The organism is Sphingomonas sp. 66-10 (assembly GCF_001897045.1).
Taxonomy (GTDB): Bacteria; Pseudomonadota; Alphaproteobacteria; order Sphingomonadales; family Sphingomonadaceae; genus Sphingomonas; species Sphingomonas lycopersici.
Genome location: NZ_MKRR01000111.1, coordinates 41,320 through 64,202, shown reverse-complemented (window position 1 = coordinate 64,202; position 22,883 = coordinate 41,320). Strand labels below are relative to the sequence as shown.

At 67.4% G+C, this 22,883-nt stretch carries 20 protein-coding genes, 1 tRNA gene and 1 pseudogene (1 of these 22 running past the window's edge); 9 read left to right on the top strand and 13 right to left on the bottom strand.

What is annotated here, in order from left to right; genetic code table 11:
* The 12 genes and pseudogenes from BGN95_RS11140 to BGN95_RS11085 form a co-directional block, all read right to left on the bottom strand.
* A pseudogene (locus tag BGN95_RS11140) lies at nt 1–875 on the bottom strand (hemolysin family protein); it reaches 40 nt to the left of the window's first position.
* A 1-nt stretch (nt 876) separates the two neighbouring features.
* Complete coding sequence (gene ybeY, locus BGN95_RS11135) at nt 877–1,386, bottom strand: rRNA maturation RNase YbeY (protein WP_286772628.1); 510 nt, start codon at nt 1,384–1,386, stop codon at nt 877–879.
* Nucleotides 1,383–1,778: a type II toxin-antitoxin system VapC family toxin gene (locus tag BGN95_RS11130; protein ID WP_286772627.1), complete on the bottom strand. Its 396-nt coding sequence runs from the start codon at nt 1,776–1,778 to the stop codon at nt 1,383–1,385. Before BGN95_RS11130 ends, ybeY begins: the two co-directional genes overlap by 4 nt.
* On the bottom strand, nt 1,775–2,047 hold the full coding sequence (locus tag BGN95_RS11125; protein ID WP_286772626.1) for a ribbon-helix-helix domain-containing protein: 273 nt from the start codon (nt 2,045–2,047) through the stop codon (nt 1,775–1,777). The genes BGN95_RS11130 and BGN95_RS11125 overlap by 4 nt, the downstream gene beginning before the upstream one ends.
* 20 nt (nt 2,048–2,067) lie before the next feature.
* On the bottom strand, nt 2,068–3,060 hold the full coding sequence (locus BGN95_RS11120) for a PhoH family protein (RefSeq protein WP_265312032.1): 993 nt from the start codon (nt 3,058–3,060) through the stop codon (nt 2,068–2,070).
* Nucleotides 3,061–3,166: 106 nt separating this feature from the next.
* Nucleotides 3,167–4,507 (bottom strand): tRNA (N6-isopentenyl adenosine(37)-C2)-methylthiotransferase MiaB, encoded by a 1,341-nt coding sequence (gene miaB, locus BGN95_RS11115; RefSeq protein ID WP_286772706.1) that lies wholly within the window; start codon nt 4,505–4,507, stop codon nt 3,167–3,169.
* On the bottom strand, nt 4,504–5,253 hold the full coding sequence (locus BGN95_RS11110) for a lysophospholipid acyltransferase family protein (RefSeq protein ID WP_286772625.1): 750 nt from the start codon (nt 5,251–5,253) through the stop codon (nt 4,504–4,506). The genes miaB and BGN95_RS11110 overlap by 4 nt, the downstream gene beginning before the upstream one ends.
* Nucleotides 5,254–5,390: 137 nt before the next feature.
* On the bottom strand, nt 5,391–5,813 hold the full coding sequence (locus BGN95_RS11105) for a Fur family transcriptional regulator (protein WP_179511575.1): 423 nt from the start codon (nt 5,811–5,813) through the stop codon (nt 5,391–5,393).
* A 70-nt stretch (nt 5,814–5,883) separates the two neighbouring features.
* Complete coding sequence (gene sppA, locus BGN95_RS11100) at nt 5,884–7,758, bottom strand: signal peptide peptidase SppA (RefSeq protein WP_265312034.1); 1,875 nt, start codon at nt 7,756–7,758, stop codon at nt 5,884–5,886.
* A 207-nt stretch (nt 7,759–7,965) separates the two neighbouring features.
* Nucleotides 7,966–11,124 carry an acetyl-CoA carboxylase family protein gene (locus BGN95_RS11095; RefSeq protein ID WP_286772705.1) on the bottom strand — a complete coding sequence of 1,053 codons (3,159 nt, stop codon included), beginning with the start codon at nt 11,122–11,124 and terminating at the stop codon, nt 7,966–7,968.
* 498 nt (nt 11,125–11,622) lie between these two features.
* Nucleotides 11,623–12,174 (bottom strand): (2Fe-2S)-binding protein, encoded by a 552-nt coding sequence (locus BGN95_RS11090; protein WP_265271886.1) that lies wholly within the window; start codon nt 12,172–12,174, stop codon nt 11,623–11,625.
* Nucleotides 12,175–12,221: 47 nt separating this feature from the next.
* Nucleotides 12,222–13,370, bottom strand: coding sequence for a CaiB/BaiF CoA transferase family protein (locus BGN95_RS11085; RefSeq protein ID WP_286772624.1), 1,149 nt, complete (start codon nt 13,368–13,370; stop codon nt 12,222–12,224).
* Between the two features lie 286 nt (nt 13,371–13,656).
* Between BGN95_RS11085 and BGN95_RS11080 the strand changes: the two genes are divergently transcribed.
* The 5 genes from BGN95_RS11080 (at nt 13,657) to BGN95_RS11060 (ending at nt 18,350) form a co-directional block, all read left to right on the top strand.
* Nucleotides 13,657–15,054 (top strand): amidohydrolase, encoded by a 1,398-nt coding sequence (locus tag BGN95_RS11080; RefSeq protein ID WP_502688285.1) that lies wholly within the window; start codon nt 13,657–13,659, stop codon nt 15,052–15,054.
* Nucleotides 15,051–16,349 carry an amidohydrolase family protein gene (locus tag BGN95_RS11075; protein WP_286772623.1) on the top strand — a complete coding sequence of 433 codons (1,299 nt, stop codon included), beginning with the start codon at nt 15,051–15,053 and terminating at the stop codon, nt 16,347–16,349. Before BGN95_RS11080 ends, BGN95_RS11075 begins: the two co-directional genes overlap by 4 nt.
* A gap of 170 nt (nt 16,350–16,519) precedes the next feature.
* Nucleotides 16,520–17,698 (top strand): vWA domain-containing protein, encoded by a 1,179-nt coding sequence (locus BGN95_RS11070; RefSeq protein ID WP_286772622.1) that lies wholly within the window; start codon nt 16,520–16,522, stop codon nt 17,696–17,698.
* A 49-nt stretch (nt 17,699–17,747) separates the two neighbouring features.
* Nucleotides 17,748–18,080 (top strand): hypothetical protein, encoded by a 333-nt coding sequence (locus BGN95_RS11065; RefSeq protein ID WP_286772621.1) that lies wholly within the window; start codon nt 17,748–17,750, stop codon nt 18,078–18,080.
* A 36-nt stretch (nt 18,081–18,116) separates the two neighbouring features.
* Nucleotides 18,117–18,350, top strand: coding sequence for a hypothetical protein (locus BGN95_RS11060; protein ID WP_286772620.1), 234 nt, complete (start codon nt 18,117–18,119; stop codon nt 18,348–18,350).
* A gap of 273 nt (nt 18,351–18,623) precedes the next feature.
* Here BGN95_RS11060 and BGN95_RS11055 read toward each other — a convergent pair.
* A tRNA-Ser gene (locus tag BGN95_RS11055) sits at nt 18,624–18,713 on the bottom strand.
* Nucleotides 18,714–18,814: 101 nt separating this feature from the next.
* Here BGN95_RS11055 and BGN95_RS11050 point away from each other — a divergent pair.
* From BGN95_RS11050 to BGN95_RS11035, 4 genes are all read left to right on the top strand, one after another.
* Nucleotides 18,815–19,849 (top strand): lytic murein transglycosylase, encoded by a 1,035-nt coding sequence (locus BGN95_RS11050; protein WP_265271897.1) that lies wholly within the window; start codon nt 18,815–18,817, stop codon nt 19,847–19,849.
* Nucleotides 19,850–19,993: 144 nt separating this feature from the next.
* Complete coding sequence (locus BGN95_RS11045; RefSeq protein ID WP_265271899.1) at nt 19,994–21,169, top strand: D-alanyl-D-alanine carboxypeptidase family protein; 1,176 nt, start codon at nt 19,994–19,996, stop codon at nt 21,167–21,169.
* A complete protein-coding gene (gene tmk, locus BGN95_RS11040; protein ID WP_286772619.1) occupies nt 21,166–21,792 on the top strand; it encodes a dTMP kinase in 627 nt (208 codons plus the stop codon). The genes BGN95_RS11045 and tmk overlap by 4 nt, the downstream gene beginning before the upstream one ends.
* Nucleotides 21,789–22,739, top strand: a complete 951-nt coding sequence (locus tag BGN95_RS11035) for a DNA polymerase III delta subunit-related protein (protein ID WP_179511590.1) — start codon at nt 21,789–21,791, stop codon at nt 22,737–22,739. Before tmk ends, BGN95_RS11035 begins: the two co-directional genes overlap by 4 nt.
* Nucleotides 22,740–22,883 lie beyond the last annotated feature (144 nt).

Sequence of the window (22,883 nt, the reverse complement as noted above, 5' to 3'; positions counted from 1 at the left end):
TGGAGGCGGACGCGGTTGACGCGGCGCTCGTCGGCGTCGAGCACCTCGATCTGCCACCCGCTCGGGTGGATCACGCACGCCCCCGGCTCGGGGACATGCCCGGCGAGCACCGCGGTCAGCCCGCCGATCGTGTCGACGTCGCTGTCGCTCTCGCCCAGCCGCGGATCGACCGTCTCGCCGATATCCTCCAGCTCGACCCGCGCATCGGCGTCCCAGGCGCCGCCGTCGAGCGGGACGAGCAACGCTTCGGGCGCCTCGTCATGCTCGTCCTCGATCTCGCCGACGATCTCCTCCATCAGATCCTCGATCGTCACCAGCCCCTCGGTGCCCGAATATTCGTCGAGCACGATCGCCAGATGCACCCGCGTCTGCCGCATGTCGGCGAGCAGATCGAGCGCGCCGCGCGACATCGGCACGAATAGCGGCTCGCGGATCAGCGCGGTGATCCCGGTCGGGCGCTCGCCGCCGGCGGCGAGGATCGCGAAGGCATCCTTGATATGGACCATCCCGACGATCGTATCGAGCTTCTCGCGATAGACCGGCAACCGGCTGACCCCGGCATCGGCGAAAATCTTTACCAGCTCGTCGAACGTGGTTCGCTCTTCGACCGCAAGGATATCGGCGCGCGGCACGCCGACATCGCCGGCATCGCGTTCGCCGAAATGGAGCAGGTTGCGCACCATTTGCCGCTCGAGCGGGGTCAGGTCGCCCTTCGCATCGGGGGCGGGATCGTCCTCGTGGCGATCGATCGCGTCTTCGAGCTGGTCGCGCAGCGTATCCTCGTGCGCGTCGCCAAAGATCAGGTTGCGCAGGCCGCGCCAGATGCTGCTTTCGTTGGAATCGCCGTTGCCGGCGCTACTTCGGTCTTCGGGCAAGTCAGTCCTCGCGAATGGCATAGGGGTCCGCGATGCCGAGATCGGCCAGCGCGTCGCGCTCGATCGCCTCCATCGCATCCCCCTCGTCGTCGATCAGATGATCATAGCCTAGCAGATGCAGCGTGCCATGCACGATCAAATGCGTGGCATGCGCCTCGACCGTCACCCCGCGCTCCGTCGCCTCGCGCACGCAGACGCCGTGTGCGAGCACGATATCGCCGAGCAGCAGCTCGCCGTCGTCGGTATTCTGGCTGACCGTCTCGATCAGATCGGGCTGGACCATCGGGAAGGACAGGACGTTGGTCGGCTTGTCCTTGCCGCGATACTGGCGGTTGAGCGTGTGCACCTCATCGTCGGAGGTGAGCCGCACGCTGATCTCGACCAGCGCCGCGGTATCGAGCAAGTCACCGAACGGCGTGCGCGCCACGGCTGCGCGAGCGGCGGTGGTGGCAAGCGCTGTCCAGTCCTGATCGGGCCACGGATCTTCGCGGCTGAGTTCGATTTCGATCATGCCAGGTTGGTGTGGGCGAAATCGTCGCCCTTATAGAGCAGCGCCGCGTCGTTCAGAACGGCGCATGCATAGGCAAAGCAATCGCCCATATTGAGCGCCGCACGGTGCCGGCCCTTACCGAAATTGCCGAATGCATTCAGCGCCATTTGTCCCTCGGCAGCTCCAATAGCGATAATCTCGATCGCCTGAAGGGTTAGAAAATCATCCACGCTTTGCTGGGCGTGGCGCCAATCATAATCGTGCGAACGGTGCAAGGCGATCACCGCTTCCCAGCGGGCAACGGGCGACGTCAATCGTTTCCGATCCGCCGATAGTCGTATGGCCAGCGTGTCCGCATCCGTCTCTCCCGCGATGATCGCAACGATGGCCGACGCGTCGATGAATAGTGTCACCAATCCTCCTCACCGGAAAGCCAGTCATAGAAGGCCTTGTCGGTGGGAAGACCGGTTGGAGGGGGCAGCGGATGTTCACGCCAGAAACGCACCAACCACTCGGGGGCATTTGGATTTCGCGCCATGCGATCGAGACCGGCTTCAAAGGCATGCAACGCGCGGCGGACGATCTCCGCTTCGCTGGTGCCCAGCCGGCCGGCCAGTCGCGCGGCAAGATCGCCGGTATCGGCGTCCACCTCAAGCTGGCGATGCGGATCGAACTCGGCCATGCCCCGCTTCTACCCTAATCTCACTCCCCCTCATAGGCCGCGACGATCCGCCCGACGATCGGGTGGCGCACCACATCCCCGGCGGTGAAGCGGCAGAGCGAGATGCCTTCGATCCCCTCCAGCCGCGACGTCGCATCGGCCAGCCCCGAGGCGGTGACCCCGCCGGGCAGATCGGTTTGGTTGGGATCGCCGCAGATCACCATCCGGCTGTTCTGCCCGAAGCGGGTAAGAAACATCTTCATCTGCGCCGGGGTGGTATTCTGCGCCTCGTCGAGGATCACGAATGCGTCGGCCAAAGTACGCCCGCGCATGAAGGCGATCGGCGCGATCTCGATCTCGCCCGAGGCGATGCGGCGTTCGACCTGCTCGGCGGGCAAACAATCGTAGAGCGCGTCGTACAGCGGGCGGAGATAGGGATCGACCTTCTCCTTCATGTCGCCCGGCAAAAAGCCGAGCCGCTCGCCCGCTTCGACCGCCGGGCGCGACAGGATCAGCCGCTGCACCGACCCCGAGATGAGCTGCGACACCGCCTGCGCGACCGCGATATAGGTCTTGCCGGTACCCGCCGGGCCGAGCGCGAAGATCATCTCATGCGTGGTCAGTTCGCGCATATAATGCGCCTGCGCCGGGGTGCGCGGGACGATCGTCTTCTTGCGCGTGCGGATCATGATCGGCGGGGTTTCGGCGCGCTCGGCCGAGATGATCCCGTCGAGCGTCGGCTCGGAGGCCATTGCGATCGCCGCGTCGACCAGCCCGGAATCGATCTCCTCGCCGCGCTGGATGCGCATGTAGAGATCGTTGAGCACGTCGCGCGCCATCGCCACCTGCTCGGCGGTCCCCTCGAGCCCGATGCGGTTGCCGCGTGCGGTGATATAGACGCCGAGCCGGTTTTCCAGCGCGACGAGGTTCTGGTCATATTGTCCGAACAGGCGCGGCAGAAGCTGCGGCTTGTCGAACAGGACATCGACCCGGCTACGTTCGCCGGAATGGGCGGGGACGGGCTTGCGGCTCATGCGCCTCCTTCGATTCTCGCCATCGTTGGCTAACCATAAGGTGCGTGGTGGCGGGCTTCGCCGCAAGCACCAAGTCAGAGGTTTTCGAGGGTGTTGCGCGCGCGCATCACGCAGCGGCGGCGGACGCCCGTTCGGCCGAAATCTCACGCGCGGTAAGCGAATTGGGGCCGGCATGTCCCAGCTCGACCGACACCATCGTGCCGATCGGCGCACTGGTTTCGAGATGAACCGATTGCAGCCACGGCGATTTGCCGAGCATCTGCCCCGGCTGCTTGCCGCGCCGCTCGATCAGCACGTCGCAATGCCGCCCGACCGACGCCTGGTTGAAGGCGAGCTGATCGCGGTTGATCGCCGCCTGGAGCCGCTGGAGCCGCTCGTCCATTACTTCGGCGGCGATCTGCCCTTCCATCGTCGCGGCCGGAGTGCCGGGGCGGGGGCTATATTTGAAGCTGAACGCCTGTGCGTGGCCGACCGCGGCGACGATGCCGAGCGTCTCGGCGAATTCCGCCTCGGTCTCGCCGGGGAAGCCGACGATGAAGTCGCCCGACAAAGCGATATCGGGGCGCGCCGCACGCACGCGATCGATCACGCGGAGATAACTGTCGCGGGTGTGGCTGCGGTTCATCGCCCTGAGCACGCGGTCGCTGCCCGACTGGACCGGCAAGTGCAGGAAAGGCATCAGTTTTTCGACATCGCGATGCGCGTCGATCAGCCCCTGCGTCATATCGTTGGGATGGCTGGTGGTATAGCGGATCCGCGCCAGACCCTCGACGCGATCGAGCGCGCGGATCAGATCGTGCAGACCGCGCCCGTCACCGTCGCTCCACGCATTGACGTTCTGCCCGAGCAAGGTGATCTCGCGCGCGCCGGCGTCGACCAGGGCCTTGGCCTCGTCGACGATTTCGGCGAACGGCCGGCTCGTCTCGGCGCCGCGGGTATAGGGCACGACGCAATAAGTGCAGAATTTGTCGCAGCCTTCCTGCACCGTCAGGAACGCCGTCGGCCCGACCTTGCGCCGCGCGGGGAGCGCGTCGAATTTGGACAGCGGCGGCATATCGGTATCGAGCGCCGCTTCGCCCCTGGTCGCGTCGGACACCAGCCGGGGGAGGTTATGATAGGCCTGCGGGCCGACCACCACGTCGACCTTGGCGCGACGCACGATCTCCTCACCCTCGGCTTGCGCGACGCAGCCGGCGACCGCGATCATCTTGGCCGGATCGTCCTTCCGCAGTCGGCCGATATCCGAATAGACCTTCTCGGTCGCCTTTTCGCGAATGTGACAGGTGTTGAGCACCACCAGATCGGCGCCGGCGGCATCGGCGGTCGCGGTCAGCCCGTCGGCGGCGAGCAGCTCGGCCATCCGCTCGCCGTCATAGACGTTCATCTGGCAACCGAACGACTTGACGTGGAAGGTCTTGGGCGGGGTCTTGGTCATCGCGGCGCCTATACAGGCGCCTGCGCCGGATCGCCACCCGCCGCCGCGACCCGTGCGCGCGCCTCCGCCGCGATCGCCTTGCGACCGGGAAAATCGCGCGGATCGAACGGGTCGCAGAAGTGCAGCGTCGCGGTGAAATTCCCCGGGCGGCGCAGCACGCGCTTGGCATGATCGAGCCCGGGCTCGTCGCCGACCCACGCCAGCTCGCGCGTCGCATCGCCATAATCGATCCGCACCGGCTGGACGAGCACCCCCGGCGGGGGCGGATCGAGCACCGCGAGCAGCGCCGCCTTGAACGGCAGCAACGTCTCGCCGTCGCTGGTGGTGCCTTCGGGGAAGATCGTGATCGCCCAGGTTTCGGCGAGCGCCTCGCGCAACTGATTGATCTGCCCGGCGATCCCCAGCCGATCCTCGCGGCGGACGAAGATCGTGCGGTTGAGCGTGCAGAGCCAGCCGACGATAGGGACATGCTCGACCTCCGCCTTGGCGACGAAGGCGCTGCCATTGGCCCCGGCGAGGATCGGGATGTCCATCCAGCTCAGATGGTTGGAGAGAAACACCACGTCGCGGCGCAGCGGGGTGCCGATCACCCGGCGACGCGCGCCGATGATCCAGCCCATCGCGCCGAGGAACCATTTGGGCCAGGGGGAGGGGAGGCGCAGCAGCCGCCACAACAGATGTGTGGGCACCGCGACCAGCAAAGCGAGGATGATCGCGGCGAGCCGGAGGCAGAGGCGGATGTCAGGGCCGATCGGCATTAGCGCCACCCCGGCGCAGGACGAGGTCCAGTATCGGGCCGGTTTTTGCTGGACCCCGGCCTGCGCCGGGGTGGTCGCATATCACCCATGTGTTTTGCTTGGGTGACGAGGAGCGTCGATATGCGCGGCGATCGCGCTCAATCCTTGCGGCTGAGGCTGACGCCGTACAATTCCATCCGGTGATCGACCAGCCGGAAGCCCAGCCGTTCGGCGATCTGCTTCTGGAGCTGCTCGAGCTCGGGATCGACGAATTCGATCACCTTGCCGGTCTCGACGTCGATCAGATGGTCGTGATGCGCCTCGGGCGAGGGCTCGTAACGCGCGCGCCCGTCGCCGAAATCGTGGCGATCGAGGATGCCGGCCTCTTCGAACAGCCGGACGGTACGATACACCGTCGCGATCGAAATGCCCGGATCAACCGCCGAGGCGCGGGCATAGACCTTCTCGACATCGGGGTGATCCTCCGCCTCCGACAGCACGCGCGCGATGACGCGGCGCTGCTCGGTGATGCGCAGTCCCTTTTCGTGACACAGAGCTTCGAGATCGATCTTGCGGGGCATACGTCGCTATGTAGTGCGCAAAGCCTGTTGCGAAAAGCGAAACCGACTCGCAACAGGCATAAGCGCGTGATTACAGGCCGATCCGCGCGAGCAGCACGTCGAGCAGGCGCGCATCGCCGGGGGCCGCCGCGGTCGGGCCGAAACCGCCGCATTCGAGGCACGCCGCCTGGACCCCGCCGCCGGTCACCAGCCGCTTCACATCGCCCATCGCGCGCATCACCAGCTGGCGACGCTCCCACGCGACCCGCGCGAAGGCGTCGGACGGCGCCGCCGCGTCGTCGTCATTGTCGTTGCTCCACTGGCGCGCGAGCTGCGCCGCCCAGCTCGGCTTCTTTTCGAGATAGGTGACCTTGACGGTCGCCGGATCGAGCTTGGCGCGCTTCGCCGCCTCGTCGACCGCGTCCTTGAGCGTGCCGAAGCGATCGACCAGCCCCAATTGACGCGCCGTCCCGCCGATCCACACCCGGCCCTGCGCGATCTCATTGACCTTGTCGACCGGCATGTGCCGCGATTGCGCCACGCGGGCGAGGAACTGGCTATAACCATGCTCGATCGCCGACTGGAACAGCGTGTCGGTCACCGGGTTGGTGCCCGCGAACACATCGGGCTGGCCCGAGATCGGGGTGGTCTTCACCCCGTCGGTCGTCACGCCGATCTTGGCGAGCGTGTTCTCGAAGGTCGGGATGATGCCGAAGATGCCGATCGAGCCGGTGATCGTCGACGGCTCGGCGAAGATCACGTCGCCCGGGGTCGAGACCCAGAAGCCGCCCGACGCCGCGACGCCGCCCATCGAGACCACCACCGGTAGCCCCTGGCGCTTCGCCTCGATCAGCGCGAGCCGGATCCGCTCCGACGCGGTGACCGATCCGCCCGGCGAATCGACCCGCAGCACCAGCGCCTTGAGCTTCTTCTTGGCGAGACCGTCATAGATGAATTTGGCGACCGTCTCGCCGCCTGCGGTCCCGGGCTCGGACTTGCCGTCGATGATATCGCCGGCGACGGTGACGACGCCGATCTCGCCGTTCTTGGGCAAGGGGTGGGCATCGAGCCAGTCGTCATATTTGATCTTCTTGAACCAGCCGGCGGGCTTATTGTCTTCGCCGCCCGCGATCTGCGCAACGCGACGACCGAATTCGACGCGATCGCCCAATTTGTCGACGATCCCCGCGGCGAGATTGGCCTTGGCGATATCGCCCCCCGCGCCCGTCACCACCTTGTCCGGCGCGGTCAGCCAGTCGGCGAGCTTGGCCTTCGGCCGGGCACGCGCGATCGCTTCCTTCCACTGGTCGAACAGCCCGTTGTTGAGCACGGTCGCGGCCTCTTTGGCCTCGGGGCTCTGGTCGGCGCGGGTATAGGGTTCGACGAACGACTTGAACTTGCCAACGCGATAGACGTGCGCGTTGACGCCGAGCTTGTCGATCAGGCCCTTGTAATAGAGCTGGCTACCGCCAGGGCCGGCAAACAGGGTGCCGCCCATCGGGTCCATCCACACCTCGCTCGCCGATGCGGCGAGGCGATAGCCGCCGTCGGTATAGCCGGTGGCGAAGGCGAGCACCGGCTTGCCGGCGGTGCGCGCGCGCAGCAGCGCGTCGGATATTTCGCCCAGCGCCGCAGGATAGGCACCGCCGAAGCGATCGAGATCGAGCACGATCGCCTTGACCCGCGAATCGTCCTTGGCGTCGTCGATCGCGCGGACCACGTCGCGCAGGCGATATTGGCGGTGGATGCGCCCGCCGCCGAGCAATGCCATCGGCGAGATCTCCTCGGGCTGCTCGACGATCGGCCCGTCGAGATCGAGGACGAGCGCGCCGTCCTTCACCGTCGTGGGGGTCGGCCGGCTGTTGAGCGCGGCGAACAGCGCACCGAAGAACAGCAGCATCGCGACGAGCACCAGCGCGTCCTTGATGCCGACCAGCAGTTTCCACGCCCCGCGCACCAGCTGCATCTTATATTCCAATTCCAGCGCCCCGATCGCGGGGCTTGTCGCGCCGCTTTAGCGCGAAGTGTATGGTTCGGGCAATACGCTGCGCCGTAGAGCTCCCTCCGTCATTCCCGCGAAGGCGGGGATCCAGACTGGCTGGCCTATCGTGTCAAACCGCAACCTCAGCGCGAATGGATTCCCGCCTTCGCGGGAATGACGTTTTCGGCAGCCTCACCACGTATCGATATAGCGCCCGCTCGCACGCACCGGTGCCGCCGCCAGCCCGCGCTTGAGCCACGCGCGCGTCTCCGCCGGATCGATCACCGCATCGACCTCGAGGAACTGCGCGACCGACACCGCCTTGCCCTTCTCGTAGCTCGCCTGGACCAGCTCGCGATATTTGGCGTCGCGCGCTTGCGGGTCGGCGATCGCCTCCAGCTCCTTGCGGAAGCCGAGCCGCACCGCGCCCTCCAGCCCCATTCCGCCAAACTCGCCGGTCGGCCACGAGACGCAGAACCCGCCTGCGACCAGCGATCCCCCCGCCATCGCCTGCGCGCCGAGGCCATAGGCCTTGCGCAGCACCACGGTGAAGATCGGCACCCTGATATTGGCGCCGACGACGAACATCCGCGATCCCTTGCGGATCGGCGCGGTGCGCTCGGCCTCGGGGCCGACCATGAAGCCCGGCGTGTCGCACAAGGAGACGATCGGCACGCCGAACGCGTCGCACAATTGGAAAAACCGCGCCGCCTTGTCCGCCGCCGGGGCGTCGATCGCACCGGAGAGATAGCGACAGTCGTTGGCGATCAGCCCGATCGCGCGCCCGTCGATCCGCGCCAGCCCGGTGATCATCCCGGGCGCGAAGCCGCCGCGCAGCTCGACGAAGCTGTCGCTATCGACCAGCACATCGATCACCCGACGCACGTCGAACACGCGCAGCCGGTTCTCGGGGACGATATGCCGCAACAGCCGCTGATCGGCATGATCCGCCTGTGCGACGCGGCCCTGGAACATGCCGAGGATGCGCTTCGCCTTGTCGGTCGCCTCCGCCTCGTCCGCGGCGAGCACGTCGATCACGCCATTGGCATATTGCACCGCCGCCGGCCCGACCTCGTCGGGCGCGAAGACGCCGAGCCCGCCGCCCTCGATCATCGCCGGGCCGCCCATCCCGAGATGCGCGTCCTTCGTGGCGATCGTCACGTCGCAGCAGCCGTAGAGCACCGCATTGCCGGCAAAGCCGTAACCCGCAGTGATCCCGATCCGCGGCGCGATGCCCGACAGACGCGCGAAGGCGGCGAAGGTCGGCACGTCGAGCCCGGTCGCGCCGACCGCATCGACATCGCCGGGGCGCCCGCCGCCGCCCTCGGTGTAGAAGACGATCGGCAGCTTCATCGCCTCGGCGACATGGAGCAGGCGGTCGGTCTTCTTGTGGTTGATATGCCCCTGCGTCCCGGCGAGGACGGTATAATCATAGGCGAGGCCCATGCACTTCGCGGCTTCCTCGCCGTGCTCGGCGGCGTTGACCGTGCCAATCCCACCGATCAGCCCGTCCGCCGGGGTGTTGCGCATCAGATCGTCGACCGTCCGCCGCCGGCGCTGCGCCGCGATCGCCAGCGCGCCATATTCCTGGAAGCTCCCGGCATCGAACAGATCGGCAAGGTTTTCCCGCGCCGTCCGAAGCCCGCGCGCGTGGCGCTTCGCCACCGCCTCCGCCCGGCCGGCATCGAGCCCCAAGGCGTGGCGCTGGTTCACCTCGGCGAGATCGGGGCGGATGTGATCGGGGTCGACTGCGGTTTCAGTCGCGGCACCGGCGCCGTCCTCCTCGACCGGATCGAGCGACAGGAACGGCGCGCCTTCGTCAATCACCGCGCCGATCTCGGCGTGGACCGCGCTGACCACCCCGGCGCCCGGTGCGAGCACGGCATGCTGCATCTTGAGCGCCTCGATCGTCCCGACTTCCTGCCCGGCGGCGACGCGTGCGCCGACCGGGGCCTCGATCGCCACCACCACCCCGGCGAGCGGCGCGGCGGCGATATGCGCGTCGACCGGCGGCGCATGGACGGCGAGGGGCGGGGCGAGCGTCGCGACGTTGCGATCGAACCAGCCGGTATCGATGTCGAACGCCGCCATCTCCGATTGCGCGAGCACCGCGGCGAGCACCGGCAGGTTGGTCGCCAGCCCGGCGATGCGATATTCGGCGAGCGCGCGGCGCGCCTTGGCGAGCGCGGTCGGCCAGTCGGGGGCGTGGACGACCAGCTTGGCGAGCAGCGGATCGAAGCGCGGGTTGGCACTCATCCCGGTCCGCGCGGCGCCGTCGACGCGGATGCCGGGGCCGCCGGGCGCATCGAGCAGCGCGATCGCGCCGCTGGCGGGGTGGACCGTCCCGTCGGGCGCGATCGTCTCGGCATTGACGCGAAGCTGGATCGCGACGCCGTGCGGCGTCGGCGCGGCGGCGATGCCGAGCGTGTCCAATGTCGCGCCGCTCGCCAGCGCGAGCTGGATCGCGACCAGATCGAGCCCGGTCGTCTCCTCGGTCACGGTATGTTCGACCTGGAGCCGCGGATTGACCTCGAGAAAGGCGAAGGCGTCCGCGCTATCCTCGGGCAGGTCGCGATCGACGAGGAATTCCGCCGTCGCGAGGCCGCGATACCCGGTGCCGTTGAGCAACGCCTCCGCCGCGCGCGCGATCCGCACGGCGAGCCCCGCGTCGATCGACAGCGCGGGGGCGATCTCGACCAGTTTCTGATGACGCCGCTGGACGGTGCAATCACGCAGGCCGAGCGCGATCGCCGCGTCGCCGTCGCCGGCGAGCTGGACCTCGATATGCCGCGCGCTCGCGACATGCCGCTCGACGATCACCTCGGCCGATCCGAAGGCGGCGAGCGCTTCGGCGCCTGCCGCCGCGATCTGCGCCGGCAGGGTCGCGCGATCGGCGACGACGCGGATCCCGCGCCCGCCGCCGCCCGCCACCGCCTTCACCACCAGCGCGCCGGTCGCCGCCGCGCCCTCCGCCAGCACCGGCACGCCGCGCGCGACGGCATGCGCCTTGGCGCGCGCCTTGTCGCCGAACAGTTCGAGCAGCGCCGCATCGGGGCCGACGAAGGTGATCCCCAGCACGCTGCACGCCGCCGCGAGCGCGGGATTTTCGCTGAGGAAGCCATAACCCGGATGGATCGCGTCGCATCCCGTCGCGCGTGCCGCGCCGACGATCGCCTCGATCGACAGATACGCCGCGGGGCCGGCGCCTTCGAGCGCGACCGCCACATCGGCCGCGGCGACATGCGGCGCGTCGGCATCGTCGGTCGAATGAACCGCGACGGTCGCGATGCCGGCAAGAGCGGCGCTGCGCGCGATGCGGATCGCGATCTCGCCACGATTGGCGATAAGCAGCTTGCGGATGGCGCGCCTCCTCAGGGTCCAAACTCACTCAGAACAACGTCGTGATCGCCCGGAGAAGCCCGCTGGCAAGGAGCGCAGCGCAGTCGCGTAGCTGACGCTACGCGCAAGCAAGCGACGCCGTCCGGCGGGCTTCTCCGGGCGACCGCTCCGCGGCGGGCGGCTTTTGGCGCCATGCGGCGTCGCGCGTCGATCACGATGCGTGAGCATCGCTCCCTCCTTGCTCCTTGCCTGGCGCCAAAATCCGCTCCGTCATGGCGTTGTTCTGAGTGAGTTTGGACCCTTAGTCGATCGTTTTGCGCAGACGGTAGCAGCCCGCGCGCCAACCGCAACGCATCGTAGAGGATTTGGAAACGCCACCCAGTTCCTCCCGTCATTCCCGCGGAGGCGGGAATCCATAAGCACTGCGGTTTGCGATTCTATCGCAGAGACCAGCCAGAATGGATTCCGGCCTTCGCGGGAATGACAGACGAATATTCTCTAAACGCTCCGTCAGCGCGGGCGTTGCGATCCCGGATCGAGCGCCGGCACGATGCGCGCCGCTTCGCGCGGGTCGATGCCGGGGCGGGCGCCGGTCGCCAGCGGCTCGTCGCCGCGCATCGCGCTCGCCGCGCGCTGGATCGCCTCCACCAGCCGCGGATAGATGCCGCAGCGGCACAGATTGGTGATCGCACCGGCGATCGCCTCGTCGCTCGGGTTGCGGTCGCGGCGGATCAGCACGGAGGCGGCCATGACGATGCCGGGGATGCAATAGCCGCATTGCGGCACATTGGCGGCGATCAGCGCGAGCTGCACCGGATGCGTGCGATCGGGCGACAGCCCCTCGATCGTGGTGACGAACGTGCCCTCCACCGCGTCGAGCGTGATCTGGCACGATTTGACCGCCTTGCCGTCGATATCGACGATGCACGCGCCGCAGCTGCCGGTGCCGCAGCCATATTTGGTCCCGGTGAGGTTCGATGCGTCGCGCAGCGCCCACAACAGCGGGGTCGCCGGGTCCATGCGATATTCGATCGCTTCGTTGTTCACCGTCAGCTTGGGCACCGCGCCTGATTAGGCGAGGCGCGCGGCGATGGACAGCGGCGAAATTTTCACGTCCCCGTGCGGGAAGCGGCCTCCGGGGTAATCAGCGCTGCGATCTCCGCCGCGTCGAACCCCAATTCGCCGAGGATCGCCGCATCCTGCCGCTCGCCGGCCATGACCGGGGCGACGGTCGGGCTTTTCGAATAGCGCGGGGCAGGGGCCGGCTGGCGCACGCCGCCCGCCTCGACGAAGGTGCCGCGCGCGCGATTGTGCGGATGATCCCACGCCTCGTCGAAGCCGAGCACCGGGGCGAAGCACACTTCATGCCCGTCGAACGCGGTGACCCATTCGTCGCGGGTCTTCTCGCGGAAGCGGGCGGTCAATTCGTCCTTGAGCGCGGGCCATTGCCGCGCATCCATCTGCGCCGCCCATTTCTCGTCCGTCAGCCCCATCACCTTGCGGAACTCGGCATAGAATTGCGGCTCGATCGCGCCCAATGAGATGAAGCGGCCGTCCTTCGTCTCGTAGGTGTCGTAGAAATGCGCCGCGGTATCGAGCAGGTTGGTGCCGCGCGCATCGCTCCACCGCCCCATCGCGCGGAACGACCACATCATCGACATCAGCACCGCCGAGCCGTCGGTCATCGCGGCATCGACCACCTGGCCCTCGCCGGTCGCCCGCGCGTGGAGCAGCGCCGCGAGCATCCCAAAGGCCAGGAACATCCCGCCCCCGCCGAAATCGCCGACGAGGTTGATCGGCGGGGTCGGCTTCTCGTCCTTGCGGCCGAGCGCGTGGAGTGCGCCCGAAATCGCGATATAGTTGATATCATGCCCCGGCTCGGAGGCCATCGGGCCGGTCTGCCCCCAGCCGGTCATCCGGCCGTAGACCAGCCTGGGATTGTCGGCGAGCAGCACCTCCGGCCCGAGCCCGAGCCGTTCCATCACCCCGGGGCGGAAGCCCTCGATGATCGCGTCCGCGGATTTGACGATCCGTCGCACCGCCGCGATCGACGCGGGGTTCTTGAGATCGAGCCCGATCGACTTGCGGCTGCGCAGCAGCGAATCCTGCGCGTCGATCGTCAGCCCGCCACCGCGCGCCGGGCGATCGATGCGGATCACCTCGGCGCCGTGATCGGCAAGCATCATCCCCGCGAACGGGCCGGGACCGATCCCGGCGAACTCGACGATACGGATGCCGGATAGGGGCGGGCTGCTCACGACGTCTCTCTCCTGCTTCGTTGCGCAACGCCTATCGCGCGACAAACGGCGCGACAAGCTAAACATGACAAAAGTTATGGAAGGCCTTTTGATCGTCATGCCGGGCTTGACCCGGCATCCGGAGCCGCGAGTGGCGATGTCTGCGGCGCTGGATGCTGACGTTCGTCAGCATGAGGGGTGGGGGATTCTCGACAGGCGATCGAGCGATCCGTTCTTGCCTTTGCCCGGCCCGGCGGCCATCACCGCGCGCCATGATGGGAGATAAAAGATGGGTCATGTGAGGGGGCTGCGCCTGCTTGCCGGAGCGGCGGTGGCGCTGTCGCTGGTGGCGTGCGGCGGGGCGAACGGGGAGCGGCCGAAAACCGCGTCGAGCACGCCGGGCAAGGCCTATTCCCGCGATCCTTACCCTTCGACCTATCATCGCTATCCCGGCGTCCCGACCCTGGTGCGCAACGTCACCGTGTTCGACGGCGAGGGCGGGCGGATCGACAATGGTTCGGTGCTGTTCGCCGACGGCAAGATCGTCGCGATCGGTCAGACGCTCGATGCCCCGGCGGGCGCCAGCGTGGTCGACGGGCAGGGCAAGTGGATCACCCCCGGCGTCATCGATATCCACAGCCATCTCGGCGATTATCCGAGCCCCGGCATCCGCGCGCTCTCCGACGGCAATGAGGCGACCGCGCCGGTCACCGCCGACGTATGGGCCGAACATAGCGTGTGGCCGCAGGACCCGGGCTTCGGCCGCGCGCTCGCCAATGGCGGGGTGACGGCGCTGCAGATCCTGCCCGGCTCGGCCAATCTGTTCGGCGGGCGCTCGGTGGTGCTCAAGAACGTCTATGCGCGCACCACCCAGGCGATGAAATTCCCCGGCGCACCCTATGGCCTCAAGATGGCGTGCGGCGAGAATCCCAAGCGCGTCTATGGCTCCAAGGGCCGCGAGCCCTCGACGCGGATGGGCAATATCGCGGTCGATCGCGCGACCTGGGCCAAGGCGCAGACCTACAAGCGCAAATGGGACAAATATGAGCGCGACGGCGGCGATCAGCCCGAGCGCGACATCGCGATGGACACGCTGCGCGGGGTGCTCGCCGGCGAGATCCGGGTGCAGAACCATTGCTACCGCGCCGACGAAATGGCCACCGTCCTCGATATGGCGAAGGAGTTCGGCTATCATGTCACCGCCTTCCACCACGCGGTAGAGGCGTACAAGATCGCCGATCTGCTCAAAGCCAATGACACCTGCGCCGCGGTGTGGGCCGATTGGTATGGCTTCAAGATGGAAAGCTATGACGGGATCGGCGCCAATCTCGCCCTGCTCGAAAAGGCAGGCGCCTGCGCGATGATCCATTCCGACGACGCCAACGGTATCCAGCGGCTCAACCAGGAAGTCGCCAAGGCGCTGTCCGCCGGGCGCCGCGCGGGGATCGACATCCCCGATGCGGTGGCGTGGAAATGGCTGTCGCTCAACCCCGCCCGCGCGCTCGGGATCGACAATCAGACCGGCAGCCTCAAGCCGGGTAAGATGGCCGATGTCGTGCTGTGGAACGGCAATCCGTTCAGCGTCTATACCCGCCCCGAGAAGGTGTGGGTGGATGGCGCGCTGCTTTATGATGCCAATGATCCGAAACGACGCCCGGTGAGCGATTTCGAGCTTGGCCAGCCCGGCTCGGGAGACGTCAAATGATCCGCGCCCTGCTCCTTTCCGCCGCCGCGCTGATCGCCGCCCCGGCGCTGGCGCAGACCGTCGCGATCACCGGCGCCACCGTCGCGCTCGGCGACGGCAGCGCGCCGATCCAGAACGCCACGCTCGTCTTTCGCGACGGACGCATCATTGCCGCGGGCAGCGGGGTGGCGGCGCCCGCCGGTGCCGAGGTGATTGACGCGCACGGCAAGTGGGTTTCGCCCGGCCTCGTGGCCGGCTTCACCGGTCTCGGCCTGCACGATGCGAACGGGATCGAGGAAAGCAACGACGGCAGCGCCAAGGGCAGCCCGTTTGCCGCCGCGATCGACGTTTCCACCGCGATCAACCCGACCGGGGTGAAGATCGCCAACGAGCGGCTCGGCGGGGTGACCCGCGCGCTCGTCGCGCCCGATACCGGCAATTCGATCTTCGCCGGGCAGGGCGCGGTGATCGATCTCGGCGACGATGCCGATCCGGTGATGCGCGCGCGCGCCTTCCAATATGTCGAGCTCGGCGAGCATGGCGCCCGCGACGCGGGCGGCAGCCGCCCCGCGGCTTATGCGCTGTTCCGCGACGCGCTCACCCAGGCGCAGGATTATCGCCGCAACCCGGCGACGTTCGGGGGGCGCGATCGCGGCGCGCTGATCAAGCGCAGCGATGCCGAGGCGCTGCTCAAGGTGATCGACGGCCAGGTGCCACTGGTCGTCCATGTCGACCGTGCAAGCGATATCCGCAATGTGCTGGGGCTGACCCGCGACTATCCCAAGCTGCGGCTGGTGCTGACCGGCGCGAGCGAGGGGTGGCGCGTCGCGCGTGAGATCGCCGCCGCCAAGGTGCCGGTGATCGCCGCCGCGCTCGCCGATCTGCCCGAGAGCTTCGAGGCGGTCGCCGCGACCGAATCGAACGTCGGACGGATGCGCGCCGCGGGGGTGCAGGTCGGCCTTTCGGCGGACGGCGCATCGGGCGGCGAGCACAATATCCGCCAATATGCGGGCAATCTCGTCGCGATCACCCGCATCCCGGGCGCGACCGGGCTCGATTGGGGGCAGGCGCTCGCCTCGATCACCTCGGGGCCGGCCGCAGCGCTCGGGCTCGACGGCGAGATCGGCTCGCTCCGCCCCGGCCGCCGTGCCGATGTGATATTGTGGGACGGTGATCCGCTGGAGATCGAATCGCAACCGGTCGCGATCTGGATCGACGGCAAGCCGCAGCCGATGCGCTCGCGCCAGACCGAATTGCGCGATCGCTATCTGACCCCGACCGAGGGCGCGCTGCCCAAGGCCTATGACCGGCGCTGAGATTATGTGAGAATGCCGCTCTTCTCCCGTCATTCCCGCGAAGGCGGGAATCCATTCTGGCCGGCCTTAGCAATCGAACCGCGACGGCAGTGCTTCTGGATTCCCGCCTTCGCGGGAATGACGAAGGAAAGTTTGGCTGGCTTCTCAGGTCGCTTGGAGGAATTTACCCTATGTTCCTGAACTTCCTGGACGAGCTGCGCGGTGCGGGGATTCCCGCGAGCCTCAAGGAGCATCTCTTGCTGCTCGAGGCGCTCGACAAGGAAGTGATCGATCGCACGCCTGAGGATTTCTATTATCTGAGCCGCGCGGTCTATGTGAAGGACGAGGGGCTGCTCGACCGGTTCGATCAGGTTTTTGCCAAGGTATTCAAGGGGATCGAGACGAGCTTCGCGCAGCCCGGCGCGGAGATCCCCGAGGATTGGCTGAAGGCGGTCGCCGAGAAGTTCCTGACCCCCGAGGAGATGGAGGCGATCAAGTCGCTCGGCTCGTGGGAGGAAATCATGGAGACGCTCAAGAAGCGTCTCGAAGAGCAGCAGAAACGCCACGAGGGCGGCAACAAATGGGTCGGTACGGGGGGCACGTCCCCCTATGGCAATTCGGGCTACAATCCCGAGGGCGTGCGGATCGGCGGCGAGAGCAAGCAGAAGCGCGCGCTCAAGGTGTGGGACCAGCGCGAGTTCAAGAATTTCGACAGCACGCGCGAGCTCGGCACCCGCAACATCAAGATCGCGTTGCGCCGGTTGCGCAAATTCGCGCGCGAGGGCGCGGCGGACGAGCTCGATATCGATGCGACGATCGACGGCACGGCGCGGCAGGGCTGGCTCGACGTCCATATGCGGCCCGAGCGGCGCAATGCGGTGAAATTGCTGCTGTTCCTCGACGTCGGCGGATCGATGGACCCGTTCATCAAGCTGTGCGAGGAATTGTTCTCCGCCGCGACCAGCGAGTTCAAGAACCTCGAATTCTTCTATTTCCACAATTGCCCCTATGAGGGGGTGTGGAAGGACAATCGCCGGCGCTTCGCCGAACGCACCCCGACCTGGGAGGTGCTCCACAAATTCCCCCACGATTACAAACTGGTGTTCGTCGGCGATGCGGCGATGAGCCCGTATGAGATCACCCACCCGGGCGGCTCGGTCGAGCATTTCAACGAGGAATCGGGCGCGGTGTGGATGCAGCGGCTGGCGACCACTTATCCCGCGGCGGTGTGGCTCAACCCGGTCGCGCAGGCGCAATGGGGCTATTCGCAATCGACCAAGATCATCCGCGAGTTGATGAACGATCGCATGTACCCGCTCACGCTTGCCGGGCTGGACGATGCGATGCGCGAGTTGACGCGCAAGCGGTGAGGGCGGGTTGCTTGCGGTGATCGCGGTTCGCCCGTACGATCGGGCGATCATGACGCGCCTGTTCTCCGCCTTGCTCGTCGCCTTCGCGATGTTGTGCGCGCCGGTGACGATGGGCCTCGGCGGCGGCGCGATGGCGCATCCCGCGACGGTGGCGGCCGACGTCAATTGCCCCGGGATGAGCCATTCGGCACCGACCCAGCAGAAGGCGGTGTTCGACGACAATTGCGCCGCGGCTTGCGCGGCGGTCGTCGGGCTGCCGGCGGCGGTCGAGAGCGAGACCTTTCTCGCAAATCCCCGCCTGTTCGCCGCCGCGCCGGCGGCCCTGACCGGCATATCCCCTGAAGCAACCGCCCCACCGCCACGCCCCGCTCCAGCGATCTGATCACGAATTTTCGATCGATATCACTGGAGTTGGACAATGAAGCTTCTCGTTTCGGCGATCGCACTCGCGATCGCATCGCCCGCGCTTGCGCATCAGAACGCCCCGGCCAATCCCCACGCGGGGCATGCGGCGCCCGCGAAGATGGAAACCTGCACGGCCGAACATGCCAAGATGGGGCATTGCAAGATGGCCGCTGCGGCGGACAAAAAAGCCGATGGCATGAAGATGTCGAAGGACAAAAAGGCGGACGCGACCAAAGCGCCTAAATAGGCGATCACGGAGTTGGCCGGGAGGCGTAACGCACGCCTCCCGGCATCTTGCGGCTTTGTTCTTGATATGTTTCAACTTGCACGATATCCTCGTCCAAGTCCCGCGCTGAAGTCGATGCTTTCTATGCGGCGGCGATGGCTCACGGCGGAAGCGACGAAAGCGCCCCGGCCCGCGCCCACACTATGGGCTCGATTGGTACGCCGCCTATCTCCGCGATCCGGCGGGCAACAAGATTTCGGTCGTTTACAACGGGTAAGCTAGCGTTTTTGCCGCTGGCGGAGAGGGTGGGATTCGAACCCACGGTGAGCTTGCACCCACGGCGGTTTTCAAGACCGCTGCCTTAAACCACTCGGCCACCTCTCCGCGTCGCGCGGGAGCCGCGCTGTGGCGTGCTGCGACGATATGTGCAAGCCCGGCGATGACTTGCTGTTTCACAATGCCGCGCGCCGTGCAAGATAAGCGGCATGAGGGGGTTGCTTACGCGCACCATCGCCGGGTTTGCTCTGCTTGCCGCGGCATCGATCGCCACGCCGGCTGCGGCGCAAGACGAGGCGGGATTCCAGGCCTATCTGCCGACGCTCCGCGCCCAGGCGCTGGCCGCGGGCGTCCGCCCGGCGACGGTGGATTCGGTTTTCCCGACGCTCACCTTCAGCCAGCGCGTCGTCGATCTCGATCGGCAGCAGCCCGGCGGCAATCCCAACGCCCCGGTCGCGATGTTCGCGCCTTATCGCATCCAGCATGTCGATGCCGCGCGGATCAGCCGCGGGCGCGCCGCCTATCTCGCCAATCGCAGCCGGCTCGCGGCGGTCGAGCGCGAGACGGGGGTGCCCGAATCGATCATGGTCGCGATCTGGGGCCACGAGACCAATTACGGCAGCTATACCGGCAATTTCGATCTGCTGCGCAGCCTCGCCACGCTGGCTTATGAGGGGCGCCGCCGCGATCTGTTCTCGGGCGAGTTCGTCGCCGCGCTGAAGATGCTCGATCGCGGCGTATCGCGCGCGGACCTCAAGGGCAGCTGGGCCGGTGCCACCGGCAACCCGCAATTCCTCCCCTCGATCTACCTCCGCCTCGCGCGCGACGGCGACGGCGACGGCAAGGCCGATATCTGGAACAGCGCGGCGGATACGCTGGCATCGATCGGCAATTATTTCGTCAACGCCGGCTGGCGCCCCGGCCAGCCCTGGGGAATCGCGGTCAATGTGCCCGCCGGCTATGATCGCAGCGGGCAGGCCAACCGGCTCGTCTCGCCGCGCTGCCCGCGCGTGTTCGAACGGCACAGCGGGTGGCGAACGATGGCCGAATGGCGCGCGCTCGGGCTGGTGCCGCAGGATCGGCCGTGGCCGGGGGACAATGTGCTCGCGACGCTGCTCGAGCCCGACGGCCCCGGCAAGACCGCCTATCTGCTGACCGGCAATTATCGCGTGATCCTCGACTACAATTGCTCGAATTTCTATGCGCTCTCGGTCGGGCTGCTCGCCGATGCGGTCGAGCGCTAAGGCAATTCCCCATATTTACCGTCATGCCGGATCAAGCCCGGCGTGACGGTAAAGAATGCCAATCCGCAGCGCGTGGGTGACGATGCCGCACCGCGCGGCTATGGCACCGTTTCGATCATCGTTTAGCCGCTGAGTATCCGCTCCATGTCCAAGATCCCCTACGTGCTTGCTGCCCCCGCGATCGCGCTGTCGGTCACTTATCCTTCGGTCGCGTCGGCGCCGCAGTTCGACACGCCGGCGCCGGTGGCGTTCATGGAGGATCTGTCGTCGGGGGCGATCCTGTACCAGAAGGACGCCGATCGCCGGATGCCGCCGGCGTCGATGGCCAAGATGATGACGGTTTATGTCGCGTTCGATCTGATCAAGCGCGGCGAGTTGAAGCTCGACCAGCAATTTGAGGTGCGCCCCGAAACCTGGCAGAAATGGCATGGCCCGGCAGCAGGTTCGACGATGTTCCTGTCATCCGGTGAGAAGGTGTCGGTCGCCAATCTGCTCTACGGGATCGTCACGCTGTCGGGCAATGACGCCTGCGTCGTCCTCGCGGAGGGGATTTCGGGGACCGAGGATGCCTTCGTCCAGCGGATGAACGAGGCGGCCAAGCGGATCGGGCTGACCAACAGCCATTTCGGCACCTCCAACGGCTGGCCCGACAATGGCGTCACCTATGTCACCGCGCGCGATCTCGCGAAGCTCGCTGCCGCGACGATCACCGATCATTACAAGCTCTACAAGCAATTCTATTCGCGCCCCGATTTCACCTGGGGCAAGACGCTTGGCTCGGGCGCGGCGATCACCCAGGCGAACCGCGATCCGTTGCTCGGCCGCGTCGCGGGCGCCGACGGGCTCAAGACCGGGCATACCGAGGAAGCGGGCTATGGCTTCACCGGCTCGGCGGAACAGAACGGGCGCCGGCTGGTGATGGTCGTCGCCGGGCTGACCGGGTTTAACCAGCGGATCAGCGAGTCGGTGCGTTTCATGGACTGGGGCTTCCGCGCGTGGCAGGCCAAGCCGGTGGTGAAGCAGGGCCGCAAGGTCGGCGACGCCGCGGTGCAGCTCGGCAGTTCGTCGAGCGTCGGGCTGGTAGCGCCGCGCGATCTGAAGGTCGCGCTGCCCGCCGGCGCGGTGCCGGTGCTCAGCGCCAAGATCGTCTATCAGGGGCCGGTCAAGGCGCCGATCAAGGCCGGCGATCATATCGCCGATCTGGTCGTCACCTCGCCGGGGCTGCCCGATCAGACGCTGCCGCTCGCGGCGGAGAAGGATGTCGGGCAGGCGGGTTTCTTCGGGCGCGCCTGGGCCGGGCTGACCGGACTGTTCGGATGATCGGTCGCTTCCTCTCGCTCGAAGGCGGGGAGGGAGCCGGCAAGTCGACCCAGGTGCGCGCGCTGGCCGCCGCGCTGGAGGCGCGCGGCATCCCGACGCTGGTGACGCGCGAACCCGGCGGCAGCGAGGGCGCGGAGGCGATCCGCGGGCTGCTGATGCAGGGCGACGTGCAGCGCTGGAGCGCGCATACCGAGGCATTGCTGTTCGCTGCCGCGCGCGCGGATCATGTCGAAAAGACGATCCGCCCGGCGATCGGCGCAGGGACCTGGGTGATCTCCGATCGCTATATCGATTCGACCCGCGCCTATCAGGGGGTTGCGGGCGGGATCGACGATGCCGCGATCCTCGCGCTCCACGCCTTCGGATCGCGCGGGCTGCTGCCCGATCGCACCTTCGTGCTCGAACTGCCCCCGGCGGAAGGCGCGCGCCGCGCCGCGGGGCGTGATGGCTCAGGGGCGGATCGCTTCGCGTTGCGCGACGAGAATTTCCATGTCGCGGTGGCCGAGGCGTTCGATCGCTTCGCCCGCGTCGAGCCCGATCGCTTCCGCCGCGTCGATGCCACCCGCCCGACCGCCGAGGTCACCGCGGCGCTGCTCGACGGGCTCGCCGATCTGCTGCCATGACGTCATTCCACGGCAATGCCGCGGCACGCGCGGCTTTCGACGCGGCGATCGACAGCGGCGTGCTGCATCACGCCTGGCTGCTCGCCGGCCCGCAGGGGGTGGGGAAGGGACGGTTCGCGCGCGATGCGGCAGCGCGATTGCTCGCTTCGTCCGCCGGCGATGCGACCGGCGAACGCACCCGCGCGCTGATCGAGGCCGGATCGCACCCCGATTATCGCGAGCTGGCGCGGCTGGAGAAAGAGGAACGCGGCGAGACGCGGCTGGCGCGGAGCATCACGATCGCGCAGGTCCGCGCGCTGCATCCGTTGTTCGCCACCACGCCGTCGCTCGGGCCGCGCCGGGTGATCGTGATCGACGCGATCGACGATCTCGAGCGCGAGGGCGCCAATGCGCTGCTCAAGAGCCTCGAGGAGCCGCCGCCCGGCACCGTCTTCCTGCTCGTCAGCCATGCGCCGGGGCGGTTGCTGCCGACGATCCGCTCGCGCTGCCGCACCTTGCGTTTCAACCTGCTCGACGAGCGCGAGGTGCGCGAGGTGCTGCGCGAACAGGCGCCCGATCTGCGCGGCGACGAGCTGGAGGCGCTGGTACGCGCTGCGGCGGGGTCGCCAGGGCGGGCGCTGCGCTATGCCGGGCTCGATCTCGGCGCGATCGACAATGCGCTGACGACGATCGCGCGCACCGGCGACCGCGCCAATGCCGAGCGCACGCGGCTCGCCAAGGCGCTGTCGACCAAGGCGGCACAGCCGCGCTACGAGGCGTTCCTCGATCGCGCGCCGGAGTTCATCGCGTTGCAGGCGCCCGAGCGCGCCGGGGACGAGTTGCGCGTGGTGCTCGATGCCTATGAGGAAGCGCAGGCGATCGCCGGCGCGGCGCGGCGCCTGTCGCTCGACGCTGGGGGCACGGTGTTCGAACTGGCGGGGGTGGTGGCGCGGCTGGCGCGCTCGTAACCTTATGTCCCCGCGAAGGGTCCCCATCAAAGTATTGCTTAGATGGGAACCCAAGGCGGGGACCCAGTCCGGGCTCCCGCCGCCGCGGGAGCACAAGTGAGGGTGCGGTGACGGGCATTCCATCTGCCATATCCCTGCTGTAGG